The sequence below is a fragment of the Alteromonas sp. K632G genome (assembly GCF_017653625.1).
In the GTDB taxonomy this organism is placed as follows: domain Bacteria; phylum Pseudomonadota; class Gammaproteobacteria; order Enterobacterales; family Alteromonadaceae; genus Alteromonas; species Alteromonas naphthalenivorans.
Map to the genome: position 1 here is coordinate 135193 of NZ_JAGGDM010000005.1, position 21000 is coordinate 156192.

Here is a 21000-nt window from a genome sequence, read left to right on the forward strand (position 1 = left end):
AGCCTTGAACAATGTGGGTGCCAATTGCCTTACCAGATGAATCTTTTTATAGCAGGATAGTACGAAGTCTTACGCTAACTGGCATGCCAGTAGATAAATTTTTGAATACTTACTTCAATAGGAAGCGGGTTTCTATTCACCCGTATCTAACCGTTGGGATAGGTTCCATTGCAAGCCTATCGCGAAATGAGGTTGAATGTGTAATCAATCAACAAACCTTGATAAAGCTTTTTAAGTACTACCAACCAAAACGATCAAAGGAGATTAATAATGCATTGATGGCTGGCAATTGTAATGCTGTACTTCGAGCTTGCAACTTGGCTAGTTTTAAGGAAACAGAAATTTTAACGGTTAAGTATTGTCCATTATGCGCTAAAAAAGATATGTATGAACATGGTGTAAGTTATTGGCATATTTCTCATCAGATACCAGGGGTTGAGTCATGCAGTGAGCATCCTGTCAGGTTAAACAGACTAGTGTTACCAGCAAGAATATATGTCGCGCCATCCTTCCTACCACCTCATAACATGTCTGCTGACAGCTCAAATAAAATAACCTCAGATTTTGCAAGGTTTGCCAATACATTTATTTTCAATAAGTTAGCATATTCGGACTTTTTTGATTTAACAGAACTCAGGGAATCACTATATAAATCTGGCTATTTACTTACGTCTGGAACGATTAAAAATAAAAAATTAACGACTGACTTAAAAAGTTTAGCTGCTAAATTGGCGTTACCGAATGACATGCTCATACCTCTTCAAACAGCGAAAACAAATTATGTTTATCATCTGGTGAATGGAAAGTTCGCTCAACACCCTTTCAAGCACCTACTTATCTCGTTCATGTTGTCAGCGAACTCAGAGAAAAATGATAGAGCTACGTTAAATATAAAAGCAAAAGAGAGCTACCAAACAGAGTGTCTTGAATTGCTAAAAAAGGGAATGCCTATACTGCAAATTCATCGTAAAACTGGTAAGAGTAGGTGTTATATCAAACAACTAGCATTGTTGAATAACATAGAGATAAAAAAAATCCCGCGCACCATTGACGAATTTGCTATCAAAAAAGTTTTGGATTTGGCATATAAAGGTTTTCATCGTGAGTATATTGCAAATAGCTTAGGTATTTCCGTTGGGAGTGTTGAGCAGATTATTTCTTGTGAGCCTGGCTTGGTTGAAAAGAGAAAATGTTATAAATTTGAGTCTAAGCGCAGACGATGCAGGCTAGAAATTAGACGTTGTATAGGTCGCTACCCCACTGCAATCAAACAAGAAATAAAAAACCAGTGTTATGCAGCGTTTCATTGGTTGTATCGTAATGACAAATATTGGCTTAATAATTCGTTGCCACCCCCTCAAAAAAATAAGTTTCATCGGATAATTGATTGGGCTGAACGAGATATTACTTTAGCTAAGAGAGTTGCCGACATATTAGTTAAAACTGATGACAACATATCTCTAAGCAAGCTTGATAAGCAAATCGGCGGACTTGGGTGGCTACTGAAGAGTAAAGGAAAGTTGCCTTTAACAATGAATATGATCAACAAATTCATGACTAATAACTGAGAATATAATTACATGAAGCAATTGCAAGGAGACGAATCGGTACAGAGTTTCATTTTCAGGGTGTTAATGTTAAACGGCGAAAGCGACTTCGCTGGTGTGTTAAATAGAATGGGAGAGTGGCGAGCCTTCCCTTTTGTTGCGACGATGCATTCTCATCTGTTCAGGCCTTATGATCCAGAATATCTACTTAGTGTTTTACAAAGGTCAGCCATAGCAAACCCTGTCGCGGGAATGTTTTCGAACCCTTTATCACACTTTGAGTTAGTGCCAACTGTATTTAGAAATGGTGTTGAAAATTACAGTCAACAAACTCAAAATAATTTTCTCAAAGTTAACTTCTGTGTTGATTGCATCGCAGATGACCTCAAGAATTGTGGGTTTGGTTTTTTCCGAGCAGAGTGGTTAAACCAAAAATATTGCCACCATCATAAAAAAGCTCTTTTCAACTTAACAGGCAAAAGTCAAAGCGTTGCCGCATCTAATATCCAAAAAGCTCTGCGTGGTGAAATTCCGACTAAATGTGAGCAGTATGATTGTTATGGTGAGCAAACTTCGTTGGGTACTGATGTTGTTGAAAATGATGTCAAGTTCGCTCCATGTCTTCAAAAAAGGCTACTTCATTGGTTGAGAAAAAATTGTATGCAATTAGAAGGAGAAACGAATGACACAGAAAGAATAACCTCGATCTTAATGAAAAAGACCGGCATGTATGCGCAAGTTGATGAAGTTCAATTAGAAAACGTTTGTAATATCGTTAAAGGTAATCATCCTAATGTATTTAAAGCCTTTGTTAATGAGCAATCTGAAGAGATATATACTTCATTTAAATTAGATAGCCATTTATTTAAGAATAAGTTAAAGGTTATAAAAGAACGAAATTGTTCAATCTGCAAGCTGCATCGAGAAGGTTATCAATGTTCAGAAAGTAAGATCATCAGTGTGGCAATGAAAGAGACAAACTATAAGCTTCTTCATGAAAATCCATGTGATTATTACTTAACAAACAAGAGACCATACTGGAATGATTACCCATTAGGTGGAAGCAACGCTATAAAAGACGATGTATGGAGTGTATTTAACAAGATAAAAGAAGTTAATTAGACGCTATCACTTTTTCGAGTCGTTTGAGTATGGTTCAGTTCGATCATTGTAGCTAACTGCGACACTCGATGGACTGCGTACTCCTGCCACACTTTGTGCAACGTTAACATCATATGTTTGAAGAACGTGTGTAATTAGCCCCCTGCGGCCACTATTTGATGTCGCACTTGAAACACCAGCCCAATCTCGAAGTATCAGAGCCATATGCTCTTGAAGCGTATTTGGTGAATAAGAACCGCCTTTTTGGGTCACGAAAAGTGGATCTGTTGACTTTAAAAATGGCTGATTAATTAGTCTCATCTCAACGTATGTTTTTAATGCGTTTACGAGAGGTTCTTCAATAAGAGGAAGCAGCCTTGGTGTCGTAGAATTTTGATTTTTTGTTGGATAGAAATCGATAGGGTTGATCTTTTTATCTGCCTTGACCAATGATGCAACTTTTTCTAATGCATTTTCGAACTCACTAACGGTGAAGGTCAAATTCTTTTTAACATATTTACTTCGCGATCGATTTTTTGGCGTTTCTCTGGAAGCAATATAAACCTCTTTTCGCAAAGTGAACGATTGCCTAGCCTCCCTGTCATTTCCCTCTAGCATAGAAACATCATCTATTGTTAATGCAGCCAGTTCCTGAGCTTTTAAACCTAAATGCCTACTCATCTTCATAATTGCTGTATTTTTTTCAGCATGCCTATTGTTCAAAATCACACTAAAAACCTTCTCCCACTCTTTAGATGTGAGGATACTTGCTCTGCCTTTTATAGCCATTTAATAAATTTCATCCATCACGGGCAAGCCATTTTATTAGTGATAATTTTTAATATGATAAGAAACAACTCATTTATCATAATAAAGCTGCTTCGGTAACTCAAGTATGCATGTCGTGCCTCAAAAAAAGATGGGTATTTAATCATTCAGCAATACTTTGCTAAAGGTGCTGCTATCTCTAACTTCAAAGCACGAACCTATTCAATTTGGTACTTATAGACGTATTAAAAAGCGCCATACTTTAAAAACTAACAGGTCGGTCTAGGCAGTAAACTGCCGTTGTGGTTTTTACTAACGACTTCGATTATGACCGTTAAAGATACAGTCGGAAACGATGACTTCTACAACAAATTTATAAAAAAGTGCACATACGATCACCAATCTTGACTGACACGTTTTGTCATTTTCATATCGTCCTTCATACTTAATCTAACTGGCAAAAATTCCGTATTACGGCCATACCCTTCCTTATTGATAAATAAAAAAATCAGTTGCGTAGGCCTTCAAATTTTAATTTTGTTGTACAAAAAATAGGAATAATAGCGGCTTCCACTTGTCTGCTGTGAACCTGATACACTGAATTTTCTAATCACTGCTCTAAACAAAAATTATGTTTAAGTTGAGAGTCAAAAAGGTTTTTTCTTCGTTTCACTTATTGTCTCAATAATATACTCGACACCTACTTCTGCGTCTTCGGGGATAGATTCAAAGTCAACAAAGAACAGAGCAACGCCAAATTGATGTCTTCTAGGTCGTCCTGCATTGCCTATCACCCTTCTGTAGTTTGCTATCTTCTGGTCAATTATCGCTCCATCTTCAGTTAGAATAGAAACGAGAATATGCCCGTCCGGTAAGCCAAAAATATTGGGCGCGTTCAACCGGCCAGAAACATGCCATTTATTCTCAGTTTCGGCTACCCAAACGCGGTGATCCGTTACTTTTCATTTGGCACATTATTCACCTCTATCAGTCTTGCTGGCGAAGCGCATCCCGTTAAAAAAATGCTCAGTAGAGCCAAAGTGGCTAGTCGTAATATAGTGTATTTGGTAAACATAAAGTCTATACCTCATGTTGAATTGGGTTGTGTTCTTTAAAGATAAAGAGCACCGTATTTTCTGCAATACGGTGCCCAACAATCACACTCTGGTTAATTTGGAGTGCATCATCCGATACAAAATAGGCAAAACCACCAATGTTAGAATGGTGGACGAGATGATCCCGCCAATCACCACCGTTGCAAGCGGTCTTTGCACTTCAGCGCCAGTCCCGACATTAAGTGCCATGGGAATAAAGCCTAAGCTTGCTACCAGTGCTGTCATCAAAACCGGACGCAATCTTGTGATAGCTCCGTCAACGATTGAGTTAATTAAGTCACCTGTTTCTAGTACTCGCTGTTTAATAAATGACAACATCACTAGGCCGTTTAGTACCGCAATACCAGAGAGCGCAATAAATCCGACTCCGGCAGATATAGACAATGGCATGTCACGCATCCAAAGCGCAAAAACACCACCTGTTAAGGCTAAAGGCACGCCAGTGAAGATGATCAAGGCATCACGAAATGAGCCAAACACCACCACGAGTAACACAAGTATCAGAAAAAGCGTGGCAGGCACCACGATAGCCAGTCGCTGACTTGCACTTTCAAGCTGCTCAAACGTGCCGCCATAATCCAGCCAGTAGCCTGCTGGGAGTGAAACCTGTTCGGTTATTTTGATTTTTGCTTCGTCAACAAAGCTCCCTAAGTCGCGTTCTCTGACATTGGCGGTAACCACGACTCTGCGCTTACCGTTTTCTCTACTGATTTGATTGGGAACAGACGAGTAAGCCAGCGTAGCGACTTCTGATAACGGCACAAATTCCCCATCCGATGTAATGATAGGAGTGCTGCCAATGGCATCTAAATCTGTGCGGATACCTTCATCAAATCGCACAAGCAACTCAAAGCGTCTATCTCCCTCAAAAATTAAGCCAGCAGTATTACCACCGATAGCTGACGCCAACCACTCCTGCAAATCGGCCACGTCCAATCCATAACGTGCCAACTCGACTAGCTTAGGGTTGATAGTGAAGATAGGGATATCATCGACCTGCTCAAGTCGTGCATCCGCCACGCCGTCAATTGATTGCAAAACCGTTAAGATGTCGTTTGCAGAGGCAACAAGCGTGGTTAAATCATCTCCGAAGACTTTTATACCAAGGTCAGCCCTTACCCCACTAATCAACTCGTTAAAGCGCATTTGGATAGGTTGGGTAAACTCATAGTTATTGCCTGTCACCGCTTGTAAATCTCGCTCAAGGGTTTCCACGAAATCAGCTTTTGATAGGTTAGGATCAGGCCACTGCGCTCGTGGTTTTAGCATCACAAAGGTATCGGTTACGTTGGGCGGCATCGCATCGGTAGCTACTTCTGCGGTACCGGTTTTTGCAAACACTGTGAGTACCTGTTCGTATTCCATCAAGGTAGATTCAAGTGTTTTTTGCATTGCGACGGCTTGTTCAATACCTGTGCCCGGTATTCGCATGGCGTGCAGTGCGATGTCTCCTTCGTCAAGCTGGGGAACAAACTCAGAGCCTAATCGCGTTGCCAACCAAAAGCTGCCCACTACCAGCACGACTGAGCCGACAAGCACTATCCAGCGTAATTTCAGTGCAAGGTGAATGATGGGGCGATAGGCTGACTTGGCTGCAACAATAATGAAGCTTTCTTTTTCACTGACTTTACCGCCCATAAACATCGCGACTGCCGCTGGTACAATAGTAATGGAGAACAGCATCGCTGCTATCAGCGCCATGATGACCGTTGCCGCCATTGGCTGAAACATCTTGCCCTCAACCCCTGTCAATGAGAACAGCGGGATATACACCACAGTAATAATCAATACACCAAACAAGCTAGGACGAATGACTTCATTGGTCGCTTGAAAAACCAGTTCTAGCCGCTCTTTAAGTGGCAAGACTCCGCCTGTGCGTTTCTGAGACTCGGATAACCGCCTGATACAGTTCTCTACGATGATCACCGCACCATCGACAATTAATCCAAAGTCCAATGCGCCAAGGCTCATTAGGTTGGCAGACACACCGGTATTAACCATCCCTGTAATGGTCGCCAACATCGCCAGCGGTATAACTGCCGCAGTGATGAGCGCGGCGCGAATATTGCCAAGCAATATGAACAAGATCACTATGACTAATAACGCACCTTCTACTAAATTCTTCTGAACCGTTTCGATAGCTTTATCGACCAATAGGGTACGGTCATAGACTGGCTCAATGACAATACCATCAGGTAAGCTGGATTGAATGTCCTTCACCTTTTTGGCAACGGATTGAGCAACGGCTCGTGAGTTTTCGCCGACTAGCATCATTGCCGTACCTAAAACGGTCTCTTCACCCTCCTGCGTTGCCGCACCAGTTCTCAGCTCCTTACCAATAGCTACACTGCCAATGTCTTTCACCGCAACAGGGACAGTATTAATGCGTTTTATTACCACATTTTCTATATCGCTAAGTGTCTGTAGTTGACCTTGTGAGCGCACCAGTATTTGTTGCCCATTTCGCTCAACAAACCCCGCTCCCTGATTGGTGTTGTTTCGCTCCAGCGCACGATGGATATCACTTAGACCAATATCAAAATTCAGCATTTTCTGTGGTTCAGGATTCACATGATATTGTTTTACATACCCACCAATGGCGTTGACTTCAGTGATCCCTTTAACCAGTGCGAGCTGCGGTTTTACGATCCAGTCGTGTATCTCGCGAAGCGCCATTGCATTGTACGGCTCACCGTTTTTTTGCATGGCATTTTGCTTGGCTCGCAAGGTATACATGTAGATTTCGCCCAACCCAGTAGCGATAGGTCCCATTTCAGGCTCTAACCCTTCTGGTAGCTGACTTTTGATTGCGCCTAATCGCGTATTGATGAGATTACGCGCAAAATACAGATCAGTGCCTTCATCAAATACCGCTGTTACCTGAGACAGGCCGTAGCGTGATAAAGAGCGGGTGTAGGACAGGTCAGGTAATCCCGCCAGTGCTGTTTCTACTACGAATGTGATCCGCTGCTCGGTTTCCAAAGGCGAATAGCCCGGTGCTTGTGTATTGATTTGCACTTGCACGTTAGTGATATCGGGTACCGCATCGATAGGTAATTTTTGATAACTGAATATCCCCATGCCCAGCACAAGGAAGATCAACATCAGCATTATCCCTCGTCGCTCTATGGATAAACGTAATATGGATTCAATCATGTGTTCGTCCCCCAATAACTGAGACGCATGACCAAGTAAATAGCATTGAGTTATTAGTGGTCATGACCGGCCTCCGACTTTTCTAAATCGGCTTTAAACAGGTAGCTGTTCTGGCTGACAATCACATCTGCAATGTGCAGACCTGATAACACTTCAATATTGTAGTTATCTTGTTGACCTAAGGTAACGGGCACGGGACGGTATTCATCACCTTCTTTGACAAACACGACAGAAGCCCCTTCAAACTCTTGAATCGAAGCTTTAGGCACCATCATGGCGACATCAAGTTTGTTGATTGTGACAAGCCCTTTAATAGCCGCGCCAACCGGCCACTGACCTGAGGTATTAGCTATTTTGGCATACGCCAATACATACGGTTTTTCATCTGGCGAGGGTAAGATATGCTGGATAGTGGTTTCTAACGATGAGCCTGCCACACTAAGTTGAACACTTTGCTGCTCTGCAATATCAGAGAGCTGTTGTGGGAAGACTTTAAGCTGTGCCCACACGTCATCATAGTTTGCGATTGAAAATAACACTTGGCCATTAGATAACTCGCCTTCATTGGCATGTCTGGCAATCACGGTGCCTGAAAACGGCGCGGCAACAGGATAACTTTTCAGGCTTTCGTTGGATTCAACTACCGCCAGTGTGTCGCCTTTTTTAACTTTTTTACCTAAATTTGCATTGACCTTGGTCACCATACCGTCGAATCGTGCACGCACATGACTCAGTGAAGCAGGGTCGGTCACTATATTACCATATACTGTGGTGGTGATATTAAGTTGACCGGCATTAACACTTTGTGTCATCACGCCCATTTTTTGCGCCATGCTGTCAGGCATGAGTACGCGTTCATCCTTATGGGCTTCCTCTTTACCATGCTCGCCTTCTGATGCTTGTATTGTGGTGCTTGATAAAAATCCCAACGCACTGCAAACAATGAAAACTAACAGAGCGTTTTGCTTCTTATTTAATATATTTTTGTTCATTTTGTTTTTCTCGAAAAAGAGGTGTTGATCGTATCCACAAGTGGCTGTGCAGTCAGTGATTCGATATCTGCACCGCGCTGATGAGCTTGCTTCGCTGATTGAATTAAGGCTTGTTTGGCATTGAGTAGTTCTTGACGTGTACTCACCCATTCAAGGTAGCTGAATCGACCGTTGATATAGGCTTGTTCTACTAATTCCAGCGCTTGAACTAAGGGTGGGATAATAGAGTTTTGCAGTGTCTGTACATTGAGCAACGCATTGTTTCTGACCATCAAGGCCATATTTAGCTGATGGTATAGGTTTTGCGTCGCTGACTCTTTTTGTTGTTCCAGCTGTGCCTGAATTGCCCGCTGCTTTTGGTACTCGCCAAGATTTCGGTCACCGGCAAACAGAGGCATACTCACGCCTGCTACAAAGGCTGTTTCATCTATGCCATTCATGCGCCTGATACCGGCCGTCCAGCTTAAATCCGATTGATTAGCTGCTTGAGTAAGGCGGACTTGAGAAGCCTGCAATCTCGATTCTTGTGCATAGACCTCAAGATTGGGACTGTCCAATAATGTGGTAAAAAGCGCGGTTAACGAAGGAGACGATTGCAGCGCAAATAAGTCACCCTCAACATAGGTAAAAGTGGGGTCTTTCTCCCCCCACATAATAGCCAGACTATTTATCATGGCTTGCTTAGTTTGCTGTGCCGTCACCACATCCAATCTAGCTCTTGCTAAAGCTGCTTCAGCGCGTTTCTGTTCAAATGCAGGGGAAGCACCTGCATCCACGCGTTTTGTGACTGCTTGATAGGTATATCGAGCAAGTGTTTCTGCATCTTTTTGCGCGTCAATTAACGCTTGTTGCGCCAATACATCGATGTAGCGACGTGTCACTTCAGCCAGTACATCCAAGGTGTGCACTTGTTTTTGCGCTTCGACTAAGGTGGATTGCGCCTTAGCAAACGCCTTACGTGAGTTGAGTTTATTGCCCAATTCAATGACCGACGACAATGTGAGAGTCAACTCGGTGTCCTTAATGCCAGAGACCTCGCCTGTTCCTAAGAAGTTTTCCATTTCAATGCCTACGTTGAGGGCTGGTTTGAGAGAAGCAGTTTTAATTTCTCCCTCAATCGCTTGTTGCCTATATGTGAACTCATGCAACTCGGGTGAATTCGCTAATGTTCGCTGTATGGCGCTTTGCAAGGTCATTTCTCGATTGGTGATACTGTTTGTTTGTGCTACTACCACGGTGTGTGTTGTCAAAAGGACAAGCATCGTGGAAATCACCCAAGCGTGCACACGCACAGGGCGACTCAATGAAAAATGCATCATTGTTTTATTCCTAAATTATCAAAAATATATATCGCCAAACTGTTGGCGAACGGTGTTTGATTAGTTCAGGGTTATGCTTTAGGTGGGCGTAGTAATTGCGTGATCGGTGCATCTATTACTTTTGATAAGTAATAGAAATTGTGATGGGTGGCAACAGAATCGAGTTCGATACCATTGGTGCTTACAATCCATTGGGCATGGGTTCCGTGACAATGGCCACAGTGGTGGCAATCAGCAGGATTGTGAGATTTATCTACGGGGACGTTATCAGCATCAGGTTGTTCGCTAGATTTTAGTTGAACCTGCGCATGTTCAGTAGCGATGTTATCGCCCAATTGATGTTCGTGTATTTCATTTAGATGTTGTGAGTCGACAGTATGAGAATCCAATGTATTGGCGACAGCAGAAAACGACTGAAACAAAATCAGCGAAATCAGCAGGTAACTTGTCACCCTTACACTAAACATATCTATCTACTCTCATCTTTTTCATATTAACAGGTAATCGAACTAAGACCAATCGACCAACCTAAACAAAGTATTTCAATCATTACATTACTCATCACGACAATCTTCATTGGCAAATTCAATTTCAATGGTAGTGTGCACAAAATCAAACTCATCAAGACCTTGGCGAAGTTCGTCTTTAAGTGTTCTCAATTGAGAAACCGAAACATCTTGTTTCAACTCCACATGTGCCGTCATGACGCTATGTTCACCGTCCAAAGACCAGATATGAAAATGATGTATATCCGCCACATCATCAAATGACATGAGTACTTTACGCACTTCCTCCATCTGCTTAGCATCGGGCGTGGCTTGCAAGAATAACAATAAGGTTTCTTTTAGATTTCTAACAACATTGAATAAAATGAATAATGTGAAGCCAATAGATAAAATTGGATCTAAAATTGGCCATGGCTTAAACATCAGCACAATCGATACGATCAGCACTGCCACCCAACCCAATACATCTTCAAGCAAATGCCAGTTTAATATACGCTCGTTTAAGGAATTCCCTTCGCTAAGTTTATAAGCAGCAAATCCATTAACGGCGATGCCAAAAATTGACAGGAGTAACATGCCTTCGACTTGCGGCATTTCGGGTGCTGAAAGCCTTGGGATAGCTTCGAATAAGATCCATATTGAGCCAGTCGTTAACACTAACCCGTTGATCAATGCACCAAGAAGAGAAAAGCGTTTATAGCCATAGGAAAATGTATTGGTTGCTTCTTTATCACTGAGTTTATTTAAGCCCCACGCGGTGCCAATGGATAAACTATCGCCCAAATCATGCACTGCGTCGGCCATAATAGCTGTGCTGTTTGTCAGCCATCCACCGATAAATTCAATGATAGTGAATACGACATTCAAGAAAAATGCCCAGCCAATGCGTTTTGATGCGCTGTTATCACTGTGACTGTGGTTATGATTATGCATGGTTGATTTTATCCAATATCGCTTGATTTTCAGCACTGATTGGTAGTCGCTTAAAGGGGCTGATGTCAGTGCCGCCTGTGTTTCCTTTAGGTACAAGGCCGATAGCTGTTTTGGTTGCAGCACCAACTATTCTTATTACTTGTCCAAAAACGACTCTCCAATCTTTTTTTAGAAGACCATGTCGCAGCATTTTACAATGAATTAAACAATGATAAAAAGTAGAGTGCTGACCAATTACATGCGCATCCTCCAGCGCTGCAAATGCCTGCCTCTCATTGTTGTTAGACATTGCATCTGAGTAATCTGTTAATTTGGAATCGATATGCGGCTTAACGGCTTTATTGTATGTCATAGTGGATCGCCCACTTTACCTTTCTGTACTTCGTTATTAAGTACTTCCTGCTTGGCGTCTTTCAGGATCATCCAGGCTCCGCGCAGCACGACAATCGACACAATACAGCCGATAACCAGATCCGGTATCCTGCTATCAAGCCATACCACTAAAACTCCGGCGATGATGACACCCATGTTGGCGATGACATCGTTGGCCGAAAAAATCCAGCTGGCTCGCATATGTACTTCGTCGTTTTTGTGATTACGAATAATCATCAAGCAAGCGACGTTTGCACTTAGTGCAATGAACCCCATCCCTATCATTAATGATGAGATAGGCTCACTGCCCAAGAATAACCTTCTGGTAATATCAATGAGAATAATTACGCCCAACAATAGCTGAAAGTAACCACTGATTTGCGCAGCTTTGGCTTTGTGAAGTATAGATTTGCCCACAGCATAAATACCTATGCCGTATACAACTGCATCCGCTAGCATGTCCATAGAGTCTGCTATTAAAGCAGTAGAGTCAGCCAAAATACCCACGGTCATCTCAACGAAAAACATCGTCGCATTGATGCCGAGCAGCCAATACAGCACCCGTTTTTGTGAGGCATCTTTGATTTCCACTTCACAGCCGCAACCACTCATTGTTCAACTCTTATTCCCAAAACTATAGGTACAGTGTAAAGTCTATACCTAGTATAGAGTCAACAACACAAAGGCACGTTTATGAAAATAGGTGAGCTATCAAAAAAAAGTGGGTGTTCTATTCAGACGATCCGTTTTTATGAAAAACAGGGTTTGTTTGAGGCTTGCAATCGCAGTGAAGGTAACTACAGAATTTACGACGCCTCATCGTTGAGAGCACTGCGATTCATTAAACAATGTCGCTCATTAGATTTGACCATACTAGAAATTAAACAGCTGTTGGATACAAAAAATAATCCCGATAAAAGTTGTTCTAGTGTGAACAATTTGATCCATCAACATATGGTTGACGTCACACATCGCATTGAAGAGCTTGAGGAGCTAAAGCTTACCCTATCTGAGATGGCCTCGGCATGCACAGATAATAGAAAAGTTAAAGAATGCGGGGTATTGCAGTTGCTTGAAGAGTGATACTCATATCTGCAAGTCTTGTAGTTTTACGTTTGCCTAAGTTTTCATAAGGATATAGATTTGATAACTCGAAAGGCCGTCTCTATTCAGATTTTAGAGGATTCAACAATTGAAAATAGAAAAGGTAACCGCTACTTCGTTTTCTGCCTTAATTCTACATATGGCAAGTACCCATCAACATCGCACCATCATTTGAGTGTTAACTTACTCAGCATTTCCGATTGCCAGAAGTAATTAAGCGACGACCCATTCGCTCAATCGATATTGAGTTAACGAAAATAGCTATGACTGACGGTAATTGCCACAAACTCTCCATGCAATTTGAAGGTGTATGGCTCATTCTGCCGTAAACTTGTCATTCTCAAATTGGGTACTTTAACTCTCGTTAGGATTATACTTTTTTGAAGCTCTGAAGCAGTATTTATTAAAACAGGTTAACATTGGCTTTGGAAGTCTTTGAAATATCAATGGAGGATTCATGAAGAAAGAAATTCCAGCACCAATAATTGCTGTGCTTTCGGATAATTTGCACAATATCGAATCTCACGCGAGTTTAAACAATCTGTTCATGCATGCGGACGCGCCTGGCGACCCACCAGAAGGCTCAAAGCCTGTTAAGGTGCAGCAGTGGTTGCGACGTATAAATAAAGAGTCTAACTATCCTTTGATCATTCTGGGTAAGCTGATTGAACCGTACATGGAGTTGCTAGACGACGAAGATACGGATCAAGTATCTTGGGGTGTAAATGTTAGCGACCAAAAACAAGATCTCAAGGTAAAGCTTCGCAATACACTTGAGCGTTGTAACTTAACTTACCTTAGCGGCGGCATTATTTCTGATGGAAGCTCGGCACCAAGTCGATCATTATCAGATTTAATAAAAGGGAGAGATCTTCCTTCAATAGAGGCAGAGTTTGATCGAGCATTGTCAAAAGTAAATTCAGAACCAAGGGAAGCGGTTTCTGCGGCATGCAATATTCTTGAGTCCATTTTTAAAGTGTATATTACTGATGAAGGTCTACCTAAACCGCAAAAGCAAGATCTTCAAAACGTCTGGAAGGTCGTCAGGGCTGACTTGGGCTTCGATACAAAACTTGTCCAAGATGATGATCTCAAAAGAGTACTTTCCGGCATTTTATCTATCGTGGATGGCATTGGAGCTTTTAGAACTCATGCCAGTTCAGCCCATGGAGAAGGTAGAAGAGTTTATAAACTGAAACCTCGCCATGCACGTCTTGCAATACATTCTGCTCACACCATTGCCTTGTTCGTTCTTGAATCCTGGGATGATAAGCGTGAGCGTTAAATGTCAATTAACCACATTGTGGCGCAATCTTCCTATTAAATATGGCAGTTAGAATTATTCTTTGATATTTTGTCAATCATTTATTTTAAATTGCATAAAATACAATGGTTTACGTTATTTTATTGTTGACCGTTTAGCTACCATAAATTAATATTTGGCTACAAAACGCTCTTTGAAAAAACGTGGACTTACATTGCTAACTTTCTAATGTATGCATCAAGTCTGGCTACTTAAGTTCGATTCAGCTTAGTGGAAGAAAGTTAGACGGGAGAAGTCATGAGGCACAATGTAAGTCTTAAAATGGCATTAAAAAATATCAGTAACTGGATAGCAGATAAATCTCTTTACTACAGCCCAGAACACAGGAAATATTTATACGGATTCTATGCCGGTCTAGGGAATTTTGACTTATTTGAGTTGCCAAGCGAATATCAATGCTTGATTTCGAATAGTAATCTTAAGGATGGTGACCTACACGCTGTTGTCTTATCGATATTGCCTATTGAACATACCACTACAGATGAGATAAAGCCTTATGAAACGCATATCCGTTGTGTTGTTAGCGCAAAACTATACGGATATCAGCACACGCCCACTTTACTATCTGCAATCCGATTTGCTTTTTTACATCATGCTCATATCGTACAAATTGCAGGAAACAGTTACCGGCTTAGAGGCAAAAAAACCGCTGGAATAGCCCCAGTTACCAATAAACAAAATGAAGTATAAACGCTAAAGGTGGGTCAATTTTACTTTACCGCTAAGTGGGTCAAAATTAAATTACCGTTGACAAAGTGGCGCAACTCCTTCAGTTTTATGAATCAAGTAGCAATGAAAATACACTAATAGCGGCAGTTTTGCATGACATCTTGGAAGACACTGAGGTTACCAGTATTGGTGTTAACTATCTATTTGGGAATGAAGTTTCAACGATAGTTTTAGAACTGACGTGCAATTCAGCAACCAATTCTGATGATAAAAAAATAGCATTACTAAATCAGGTTGCAGCAGGGAGTATTGAAGCGCAAACAATTAAATTAGCAGACATAATATCCAATGTATCTTCACTTCCTAGCCTATGGTCGCTTGACCGAAAGTTGAGTTATATTGACTGGTGCAAAAAAGTAGCAAAGGTATGCTCCTCCTCATCTGAACGGCTATATGATTACTTTAATGTGAAAGTACAATTAGTGGAAAAAATGAAAAATAATGAACAGCAGATAATTTCAAAAGTTGAAACGTGGGCAGGTAGCCACGAAGCAGCTATCAAATGGTACGAAACCGAACATATTTCGGCGCTCGGCTCAACAGCAAAAGTAGCTGTTGAGCGCGGTCATGTAGAAGCTGTTTTGAATTATATCGAAGTTATTGCGCGTGGCGGATATGCGTAAGCTAAACAGGTGTTTCAACCTTTACTGCTGGAGCAATTTTCAAGGCTACGGTCTCAACAGTCTCATCTAAATCGATGACGAACCCCGCCAAATCAGGAAGAATGCCACTATATTCTTTGACGTCCTCAAATGTGCAGCCTTTTAAAACAGGAATTAGAATTTCTTTGTTTAAAAGCACACCCAATTCTCTTTCAGTCCAAAATCTTCCTGCTAAATAAGCAGGCGTTAGCACTGCAATTCCTGCTGTTGCTTTCTTCAGCCCTGAGTCCATCTGGAGAGACTGACTTTTACCAGGAATTATAGCTACCTCGTCGAACCAAACAGAAACCTCTAGTTTTTCAAGCTCATCTCTAAGCTTAGATGCTGTCTCATAACCATCTATTTTCGCATAACTTAGAAAAACATCATATTCTCTTGAATCTGACTTTGATACCGCTTCATAGACTCTATCTGCAAGTCTCTCCTCTGTAGGGGTATATCTAATACTGCTAGATGGACTCCTTAATTGTTGTTTTATGTCGGCCAATAGTCGCTTGCTATTATTGTCGTTCTGCGTGTTCTGCCGGTTCACTTCAGAGTTGAAAGTCTGAACCCTCTGAAAATTTGTTTTATTGTGCTCTGCTACTTTACGATTATATTCATTCACTGCTTTTACTTGAGCCTGATTGGCCGCATTAATTTTCTTCACTTCGCGGTTGTAGTCATCCACGGTCTTCTTCTGAGCACGTTCAACATGACGATTGTATTGGTCTATTTTTCTTTGTTGCTCTCTAGCTTCTCGTTGAAGCCTCTGTTGAAGTTGTCTTATCTGAGCGCTAGATGGCATAAAAACTCTCTTGATTGCTTTTTGAACACATAACCTAATATTAAAGACAAATGAAAATCGAGTCCAACAATAACTGTACATAAATACATGGCATTTGGTAATCGACTTTAGTGCGACTGTAAAGTTCTGTCGAAAATGACCAACAATTCATTTAAAGTCATACAGCAATTTTGCATAGGACTTTGCCAACTTGACCTATTTAACGTTTCTATCAGTTAAGGCTAAAGTTGCTATAATAAAATGGGATAAAGGTATCCTGCGAAGTTATTCTTGGTTTAATTAGGTTTATAAGGACAATCTTTATTGTCTATTAATGCCCACTACGGACAAACTATTTTGTTAATATTGCGTTTTACGGACGCACTTTATTGTATTTAATAGCGATGTAAGGACAAACTTTATTGTCTGCCCACAAGTTGACAATGATTAGTCAGAGCAAGTAGATTAAATGGTTAGCTATGCGCTTGAGTCAAAGCAATAGTTTTTCAGGAAGAGGGTTTTGATATCGAAAATATTTTACTATTCCTCTGTCGATACATTATCTAACCTCAAGACAACAGGGACGGTCAAGAGCGATGAAAGACATGCAGTTCAGAAGGTTATTAGCAAAAAAATTTCATGAACATGTATCTGACGCCTATTGTTTATTGTACTTGCATTTAGAGATAGGGGGGTACTTTAGTCAGTATGCCAATGAGCTATCTAGTGATGAATATGGAGATTACTCAGTCTTTACCCCCACAGAGCGTTCAGACTTTTTAAACGAATCAGGTCTTATGTCCTCTTTTCGGAAAATTGAAGAAGGCGGGTTCAAGGAAATAAACAAGTACTTTGAAACAGCGAACCTACTATCAGTTTTCGTGTTGATGGATGAATTTTTGCATGAAAACTCCAGAAAGTCTCATGAGACCATTGACATTATTTACGACGATATTCGTCATACTGTTCACCTATTGCAAAGCGATATATCTCATAACGACTTTATAACGACAAGAAAACAACGAGACAACCCAATTAGGGTAATGCATTGGAATCATATTCTGACAAACTCTTTTAGCTTTGCATTTGATTTTAAAGCGTTACCAGAGTCAGCATGGACAAATTTTCATAGTAAAAATCGAGAAACACCCAAGATATGCGTATGTAGTTTTGAAAGTGCAGGTGTTGAGTTTGAAATTGACAGAGGTGAGACTGACGTAAGCTTTTTAGCTAAAGATATTCATCCAAGTGTAGATCGCTTTGCTGAAGCTGAGAAAGTCTTGCACTACGCCGTCGAAAATGATTGTGACATTGTTATATTTCCTGAGCTAACTATTCCCAATAATATAGTTGACGAGATAGCCTGCTGGTTAAATACCAATAGAAATAGAGAAAATTCAAAAGGTCATGGGATAAGCCTAGTGATCGCAGGAAGCTTCCACAAATATAACCGTAAGAAAGATGCGTATTTTAATACGTGTACTGCATTGGATCATACCGGCTCAATCGCTTTTACTCATGACAAGATGACTCGATTTACAGGTGACGAAAAGTATGGGGTAGAAAAAACTTCTACAGGGCGTTCCTTGGCAATTATTGAACTCCCATTTGGCAGAGGAGTTACCCTAATATGCAAAGACTTCTGTGACGACAACATGAGAATGCACGATTTTGCTCATCAATCTGGGGTAGATTATTTCTTCGTGCCCACAATGGGAGGTGAAAGCACTATGAAACTCCATGAAACGCGCGTTAAGGCAATCTACAGAATGGCTGGGCCCGTAGTGGCTTTAGTTAACCAAGAACTCGGTGATCCTACCGACAATGGGGCTAGTTCTATTTATCATGGCTTCTTGAGGGGGGAAATAGGAAAAAAAAGTACAATCTCTCGTCTTGGCTATGAATCTTTTGGTAAAGATGTTACGTAGTAAACATTGTAATTGTTTACTAACCAAACTATAGTTATTTCACTTTCTAACATAGGTGACATCATGGTTACGCCAAACGCTCCATCTTCGAAAGAAGAGTTGGAAGCAGTAGAACTATTATCTTCGTTTAAAAATACTGGTATTGATCGTATCGAAGAACTTCCTGATGCTATTTTAAAGTTAAGAGGTTTTGTTAAGACGATCCCAGAATTTATTACAGATTCATTTATTCCATTTATTGAAAGCTTTTTTGATAGGCTTATTGAATCAGCATCTACTGATCAACTGACTCCTCAACAAATTCTTAATGTAGATGCAACATTCGCAGCATCACAGTTAATTTTGAGAGCAGTAGATACCGATCTGACATACGATAAAAATATTGCTTGGCGGACATATAAGCATATTTTTAATGTTCTCGTAAAACAAAAATTATTTAAAGATGAGATAGTTTTTTTATCAAAGCGAAGCCAGCATAGAGGTATTATTCGTTTAGCTTACAATGAGCCTTGCACAGTTCAAGATATAACCAACCAATTAGGTATAACACCTAAACAGAGAGTTTCTAGAATTACAACAGAACTCAAAAGAATGGGGACTATTTCAGAACGACTAAGTGCCACTGATGGGAAAACAAAAGAATATAGCTTAACTGAAAAAGGGAAGAAGGCTTATGTTCTAGTTCGAGAGTTGGAAGGTGAGCAAAAAGTTGAGTACCTAACAGTGAACCACATAAGACCAAGAGAAGCTATTTCCCAAACTTCCGGTCGAATAGTGCCGAGCTTCCATCAGGTTCCACATCAAGTTAGTGTTTCGGAGCAACCTCGAAACACCGAACTGACGAACGTAATACAAGAAGCGTTATCAGATAGTTGTAGAGCAAGTGATTCTTAATTTTTTATATAAAAAATTGGCAGTATTTTAGTTTGACGCTAAAAAGGCCTGAGTTCGATAAAATATCGAAATCAGGCCTTAGTTGTTGTTTAGCCATGAATCCAATGTATTTGTAGGCTTCTTAGTTCGCCCTTCTCATATCAGAATCAATGTCTAATTGGTCTCATTAACCAAAATAACTTTACGATGTGGGAATGGAATTTCAATGTTCGCTTCATCAAGCCCTTTCTTAATTTGCTCAGGCACTGAGTAACGAATATCGAAGTAGTGCTGACCTTCACAGAACGGACGTACAATGAAGTCTACCGAGCTGTTGTTTAAGGTTTCTACTTCAACAAACGGCGCAGGCTCTTTAAGTACATGGGGGTGTTCAGCGAGCACTTTGTCGATAACGGCGCGTGCAGCATCAATACTTTCACCATAAGCAACACCAAAGGTCATATCTACACCGCGAATTTCATGGTGTGAGTGGTTGGTAATTTGCTCGCCCCAAATTTGGCTATTTGGAATGATAATGTGTTGGTTATCGAAGGTTTGCAAAATGGTAGTGAACATATCTATTTCGGTGACTTTACCAAACTTGCCTGCTGCTTCTACAAAGTCATCTACTTTGTAAGGGCGGAAGATAAGTAGCATAACGCCAGCGGCTAAATTAGACAGTGTGCCTTGCAGTGCTAAGCCTACGGCAAGCCCTGCGGCACCCAGCAATGCAATGATAGATGCGGTTTGTACACCAAAACGGTTAAGTACTGCTATGCCCACGAAAGCTAAGATGGTGTAGCGTATTACGCTACCAAAAAACTTAAATAGGGTGTCGTCTAATTGGGGGTATCGACCGGCTAGTGCAACCATGCCTTTGTATGCTTTACCTGCTACCCACATGCCTATAATTAATATAAGTAACGCAAGTAGTATATTGGTGGCCCACGCTAGTGCGCCAGGGAGATACTGATCAACATCAAGTGATGCAATAAATTCTTCCATGCTCAAATTCCTCATAACGATTGATTATTCTTTAATGATTCGTAAGGGTGCTTCAAGCCGCTATGTTATAGGCCATAAACCACATTAAAGGTATTCATCAATAGTATGAAGCTGTGAAAATAAAGCAGCGAAATACACAAGGATTTCACTACTTTATTTTGATTAATCAGATAATTAAACGTTTTTAAAAGGTGTAGCGAACAAAGGCAGCAAACACCTCGGAATCGGAGAATTTAGTATATTCACCGCCAACTGCTATCGAATCCCAACGGTATTGTGTGCCTAACTTATAGGCTTTTTGATCAGAACCTTCATCCCATTTTTGCCATTCTAATCCGCCATAGACTTCCACATTGCTTGTTATCATATGTCGAATATTGGCTTCACCGGTAAAGTACTCGGTTCCGGCTGAAACGGCATTGTCACTGTCGTTTATTTTAATATCAATTTCACCATAGCCGACTTTACCGTCCAGTACTGTGCGATTTGAAAAATGGTGAATATAGCCAACTGCCACTTTCCAGCGGTCGACATCCATGTTTACCCCTTGGGTTTTGTCATCAGCCATAAAGTATGTGGCTTCACCAAAAACGTTCATTCCAAGTACTTTACTTGCCTTAAACTCAAAGCCTTTCGGAGTAAACATATCTAAATCGGCGAATTCCGTTTGCACCAATGAAACCTGTGCAAAGTCGTATGAAGGAGCATTAATAATGGGTTTGTCAGCCGCAAATACAGCACTTGCTGCTAAAAAACAGGTTGGAGCGATAAGAAGTTTATACATTGAATATCCTTATTAG

General features: G+C 40.9%; 19 protein-coding genes. 8 read left to right on the forward strand and 11 right to left on the reverse strand.

Features of this window, described 5'->3' with window-relative positions; all coding sequences use genetic code 11:
* Positions 1–11 precede the first annotated feature (11 nt).
* Positions 12–1568: a TnsD family Tn7-like transposition protein gene (locus J5X92_RS06870; protein WP_208805177.1), complete on the forward strand. Its 1557-nt coding sequence runs from the start codon at positions 12–14 to the stop codon at positions 1566–1568.
* A gap of 12 nt (positions 1569–1580) precedes the next feature.
* A complete protein-coding gene (locus tag J5X92_RS06875; protein WP_208805178.1) occupies positions 1581–2669 on the forward strand; it encodes a hypothetical protein in 1089 nt (362 codons plus the stop codon).
* Positions 2670–2675: 6 nt separating this feature from the next.
* On the opposite strand, the gene J5X92_RS06880 is transcribed toward J5X92_RS06875, so the two are convergent.
* From J5X92_RS06880 to J5X92_RS06915, 8 genes are all read right to left on the reverse strand, one after another.
* Positions 2676–3437: a hypothetical protein gene (locus J5X92_RS06880; protein WP_006993262.1), complete on the reverse strand. Its 762-nt coding sequence runs from the start codon at positions 3435–3437 to the stop codon at positions 2676–2678.
* A 1136-nt stretch (positions 3438–4573) separates the two neighbouring features.
* Positions 4574–7687, reverse strand: a complete 3114-nt coding sequence (locus J5X92_RS06885) for a CusA/CzcA family heavy metal efflux RND transporter (RefSeq protein ID WP_208805179.1) — start codon at positions 7685–7687, stop codon at positions 4574–4576.
* Positions 7688–7740: 53 nt separating this feature from the next.
* Entirely contained in the window at positions 7741–8679 is a 939-nt protein-coding gene (locus J5X92_RS06890; protein ID WP_208805181.1) for an efflux RND transporter periplasmic adaptor subunit, read from the reverse strand.
* A complete protein-coding gene (locus J5X92_RS06895; protein ID WP_208805182.1) occupies positions 8676–9998 on the reverse strand; it encodes a TolC family protein in 1323 nt (440 codons plus the stop codon). The genes J5X92_RS06890 and J5X92_RS06895 overlap by 4 nt, the downstream gene beginning before the upstream one ends.
* A gap of 71 nt (positions 9999–10069) precedes the next feature.
* Positions 10070–10465 carry a hypothetical protein gene (locus tag J5X92_RS06900; protein WP_182671361.1) on the reverse strand — a complete coding sequence of 132 codons (396 nt, stop codon included), beginning with the start codon at positions 10463–10465 and terminating at the stop codon, positions 10070–10072.
* Positions 10466–10552: 87 nt separating this feature from the next.
* Positions 10553–11437: a cation diffusion facilitator family transporter gene (locus J5X92_RS06905; RefSeq protein WP_208805183.1), complete on the reverse strand. Its 885-nt coding sequence runs from the start codon at positions 11435–11437 to the stop codon at positions 10553–10555.
* Positions 11430–11789, reverse strand: coding sequence for a DUF3703 domain-containing protein (locus J5X92_RS06910; protein WP_208805184.1), 360 nt, complete (start codon positions 11787–11789; stop codon positions 11430–11432). The genes J5X92_RS06905 and J5X92_RS06910 overlap by 8 nt, the downstream gene beginning before the upstream one ends.
* Entirely contained in the window at positions 11786–12421 is a 636-nt protein-coding gene (locus J5X92_RS06915; protein ID WP_208805185.1) for a cation transporter, read from the reverse strand. Before J5X92_RS06915 ends, J5X92_RS06910 begins: the two co-directional genes overlap by 4 nt.
* A gap of 81 nt (positions 12422–12502) precedes the next feature.
* On the opposite strand from J5X92_RS06915, the gene cadR reads away from it, so the two are divergent.
* From cadR to J5X92_RS06935, 4 genes are all read left to right on the forward strand, one after another.
* On the forward strand, positions 12503–12892 hold the full coding sequence (cadR, locus tag J5X92_RS06920; protein ID WP_208805186.1) for a Cd(II)/Pb(II)-responsive transcriptional regulator: 390 nt from the start codon (positions 12503–12505) through the stop codon (positions 12890–12892).
* A 478-nt stretch (positions 12893–13370) separates the two neighbouring features.
* Entirely contained in the window at positions 13371–14198 is an 828-nt protein-coding gene (locus tag J5X92_RS06925; RefSeq protein ID WP_006993273.1) for an abortive infection family protein, read from the forward strand.
* A gap of 276 nt (positions 14199–14474) precedes the next feature.
* On the forward strand, positions 14475–14927 hold the full coding sequence (locus tag J5X92_RS21250) for a hypothetical protein (RefSeq protein WP_280115958.1): 453 nt from the start codon (positions 14475–14477) through the stop codon (positions 14925–14927).
* 65 nt (positions 14928–14992) lie between these two features.
* Positions 14993–15589: a hypothetical protein gene (locus J5X92_RS06935; protein ID WP_244360381.1), complete on the forward strand. Its 597-nt coding sequence runs from the start codon at positions 14993–14995 to the stop codon at positions 15587–15589.
* Between the two features lies 1 nt (position 15590).
* Here J5X92_RS06935 and J5X92_RS06940 read toward each other — a convergent pair whose 3' ends face one another.
* Positions 15591–16415 (reverse strand): toll/interleukin-1 receptor domain-containing protein, encoded by an 825-nt coding sequence (locus J5X92_RS06940; protein ID WP_208805187.1) that lies wholly within the window; start codon positions 16413–16415, stop codon positions 15591–15593.
* A gap of 575 nt (positions 16416–16990) precedes the next feature.
* On the opposite strand from J5X92_RS06940, the gene J5X92_RS06945 reads away from it, so the two are divergent.
* Together J5X92_RS06945 and J5X92_RS06950 are read left to right on the forward strand one after the other, a co-directional pair.
* Entirely contained in the window at positions 16991–18322 is a 1332-nt protein-coding gene (locus J5X92_RS06945) for a nitrilase-related carbon-nitrogen hydrolase (RefSeq protein ID WP_013786056.1), read from the forward strand.
* Positions 18323–18385: 63 nt separating this feature from the next.
* Positions 18386–19216, forward strand: coding sequence for a helix-turn-helix domain-containing protein (locus J5X92_RS06950; protein WP_013786055.1), 831 nt, complete (start codon positions 18386–18388; stop codon positions 19214–19216).
* A 153-nt stretch (positions 19217–19369) separates the two neighbouring features.
* On the opposite strand, the gene J5X92_RS06955 is transcribed toward J5X92_RS06950, so the two are convergent.
* On the reverse strand, positions 19370–20200 hold the full coding sequence (locus J5X92_RS06955) for a mechanosensitive ion channel family protein (RefSeq protein WP_013786054.1): 831 nt from the start codon (positions 20198–20200) through the stop codon (positions 19370–19372).
* 184 nt (positions 20201–20384) lie between these two features.
* The gene (locus J5X92_RS06960; RefSeq protein WP_126872667.1) at positions 20385–20984 is read right to left on the reverse strand and encodes a hypothetical protein; all 600 of its coding nucleotides are present in this window, start codon (positions 20982–20984) and stop codon (positions 20385–20387) included.
* Positions 20985–21000: the final 16 nt, after the last annotated feature.

Coding starts and splice junctions, on each gene's coding strand:
- J5X92_RS06905 (WP_208805183.1), bottom strand. CDS start 11,437: ATGCATAATCATAACCACAGTCACAGTGATAACAGCGCATCAAAACGC.
- J5X92_RS06955 (WP_013786054.1), bottom strand. CDS start 20,200: ATGGAAGAATTTATTGCATCACTTGATGTTGATCAGTATCTCCCTGGC.
- J5X92_RS06870 (WP_208805177.1), top strand. CDS start 12: ATGTGGGTGCCAATTGCCTTACCAGATGAATCTTTTTATAGCAGGATA.
- cadR (WP_208805186.1), top strand. CDS start 12,503: ATGAAAATAGGTGAGCTATCAAAAAAAAGTGGGTGTTCTATTCAGACG.
- J5X92_RS21250 (WP_280115958.1), top strand. CDS start 14,475: ATGAGGCACAATGTAAGTCTTAAAATGGCATTAAAAAATATCAGTAAC.
- J5X92_RS06940 (WP_208805187.1), bottom strand. CDS start 16,415: ATGCCATCTAGCGCTCAGATAAGACAACTTCAACAGAGGCTTCAACGA.
- J5X92_RS06895 (WP_208805182.1), bottom strand. CDS start 9,998: ATGATGCATTTTTCATTGAGTCGCCCTGTGCGTGTGCACGCTTGGGTG.
- J5X92_RS06960 (WP_126872667.1), bottom strand. CDS start 20,984: ATGTATAAACTTCTTATCGCTCCAACCTGTTTTTTAGCAGCAAGTGCT.
- J5X92_RS06950 (WP_013786055.1), top strand. CDS start 18,386: ATGGTTACGCCAAACGCTCCATCTTCGAAAGAAGAGTTGGAAGCAGTA.
- J5X92_RS06890 (WP_208805181.1), bottom strand. CDS start 8,679: ATGAACAAAAATATATTAAATAAGAAGCAAAACGCTCTGTTAGTTTTC.
- J5X92_RS06900 (WP_182671361.1), bottom strand. CDS start 10,465: ATGTTTAGTGTAAGGGTGACAAGTTACCTGCTGATTTCGCTGATTTTG.
- J5X92_RS06945 (WP_013786056.1), top strand. CDS start 16,991: ATGAAAGACATGCAGTTCAGAAGGTTATTAGCAAAAAAATTTCATGAA.
- J5X92_RS06885 (WP_208805179.1), bottom strand. CDS start 7,687: ATGATTGAATCCATATTACGTTTATCCATAGAGCGACGAGGGATAATG.
- J5X92_RS06880 (WP_006993262.1), bottom strand. CDS start 3,437: ATGGCTATAAAAGGCAGAGCAAGTATCCTCACATCTAAAGAGTGGGAG.
- J5X92_RS06910 (WP_208805184.1), bottom strand. CDS start 11,789: ATGACATACAATAAAGCCGTTAAGCCGCATATCGATTCCAAATTAACA.
- J5X92_RS06875 (WP_208805178.1), top strand. CDS start 1,581: ATGAAGCAATTGCAAGGAGACGAATCGGTACAGAGTTTCATTTTCAGG.
- J5X92_RS06915 (WP_208805185.1), bottom strand. CDS start 12,421: ATGAGTGGTTGCGGCTGTGAAGTGGAAATCAAAGATGCCTCACAAAAA.
- J5X92_RS06925 (WP_006993273.1), top strand. CDS start 13,371: ATGAAGAAAGAAATTCCAGCACCAATAATTGCTGTGCTTTCGGATAAT.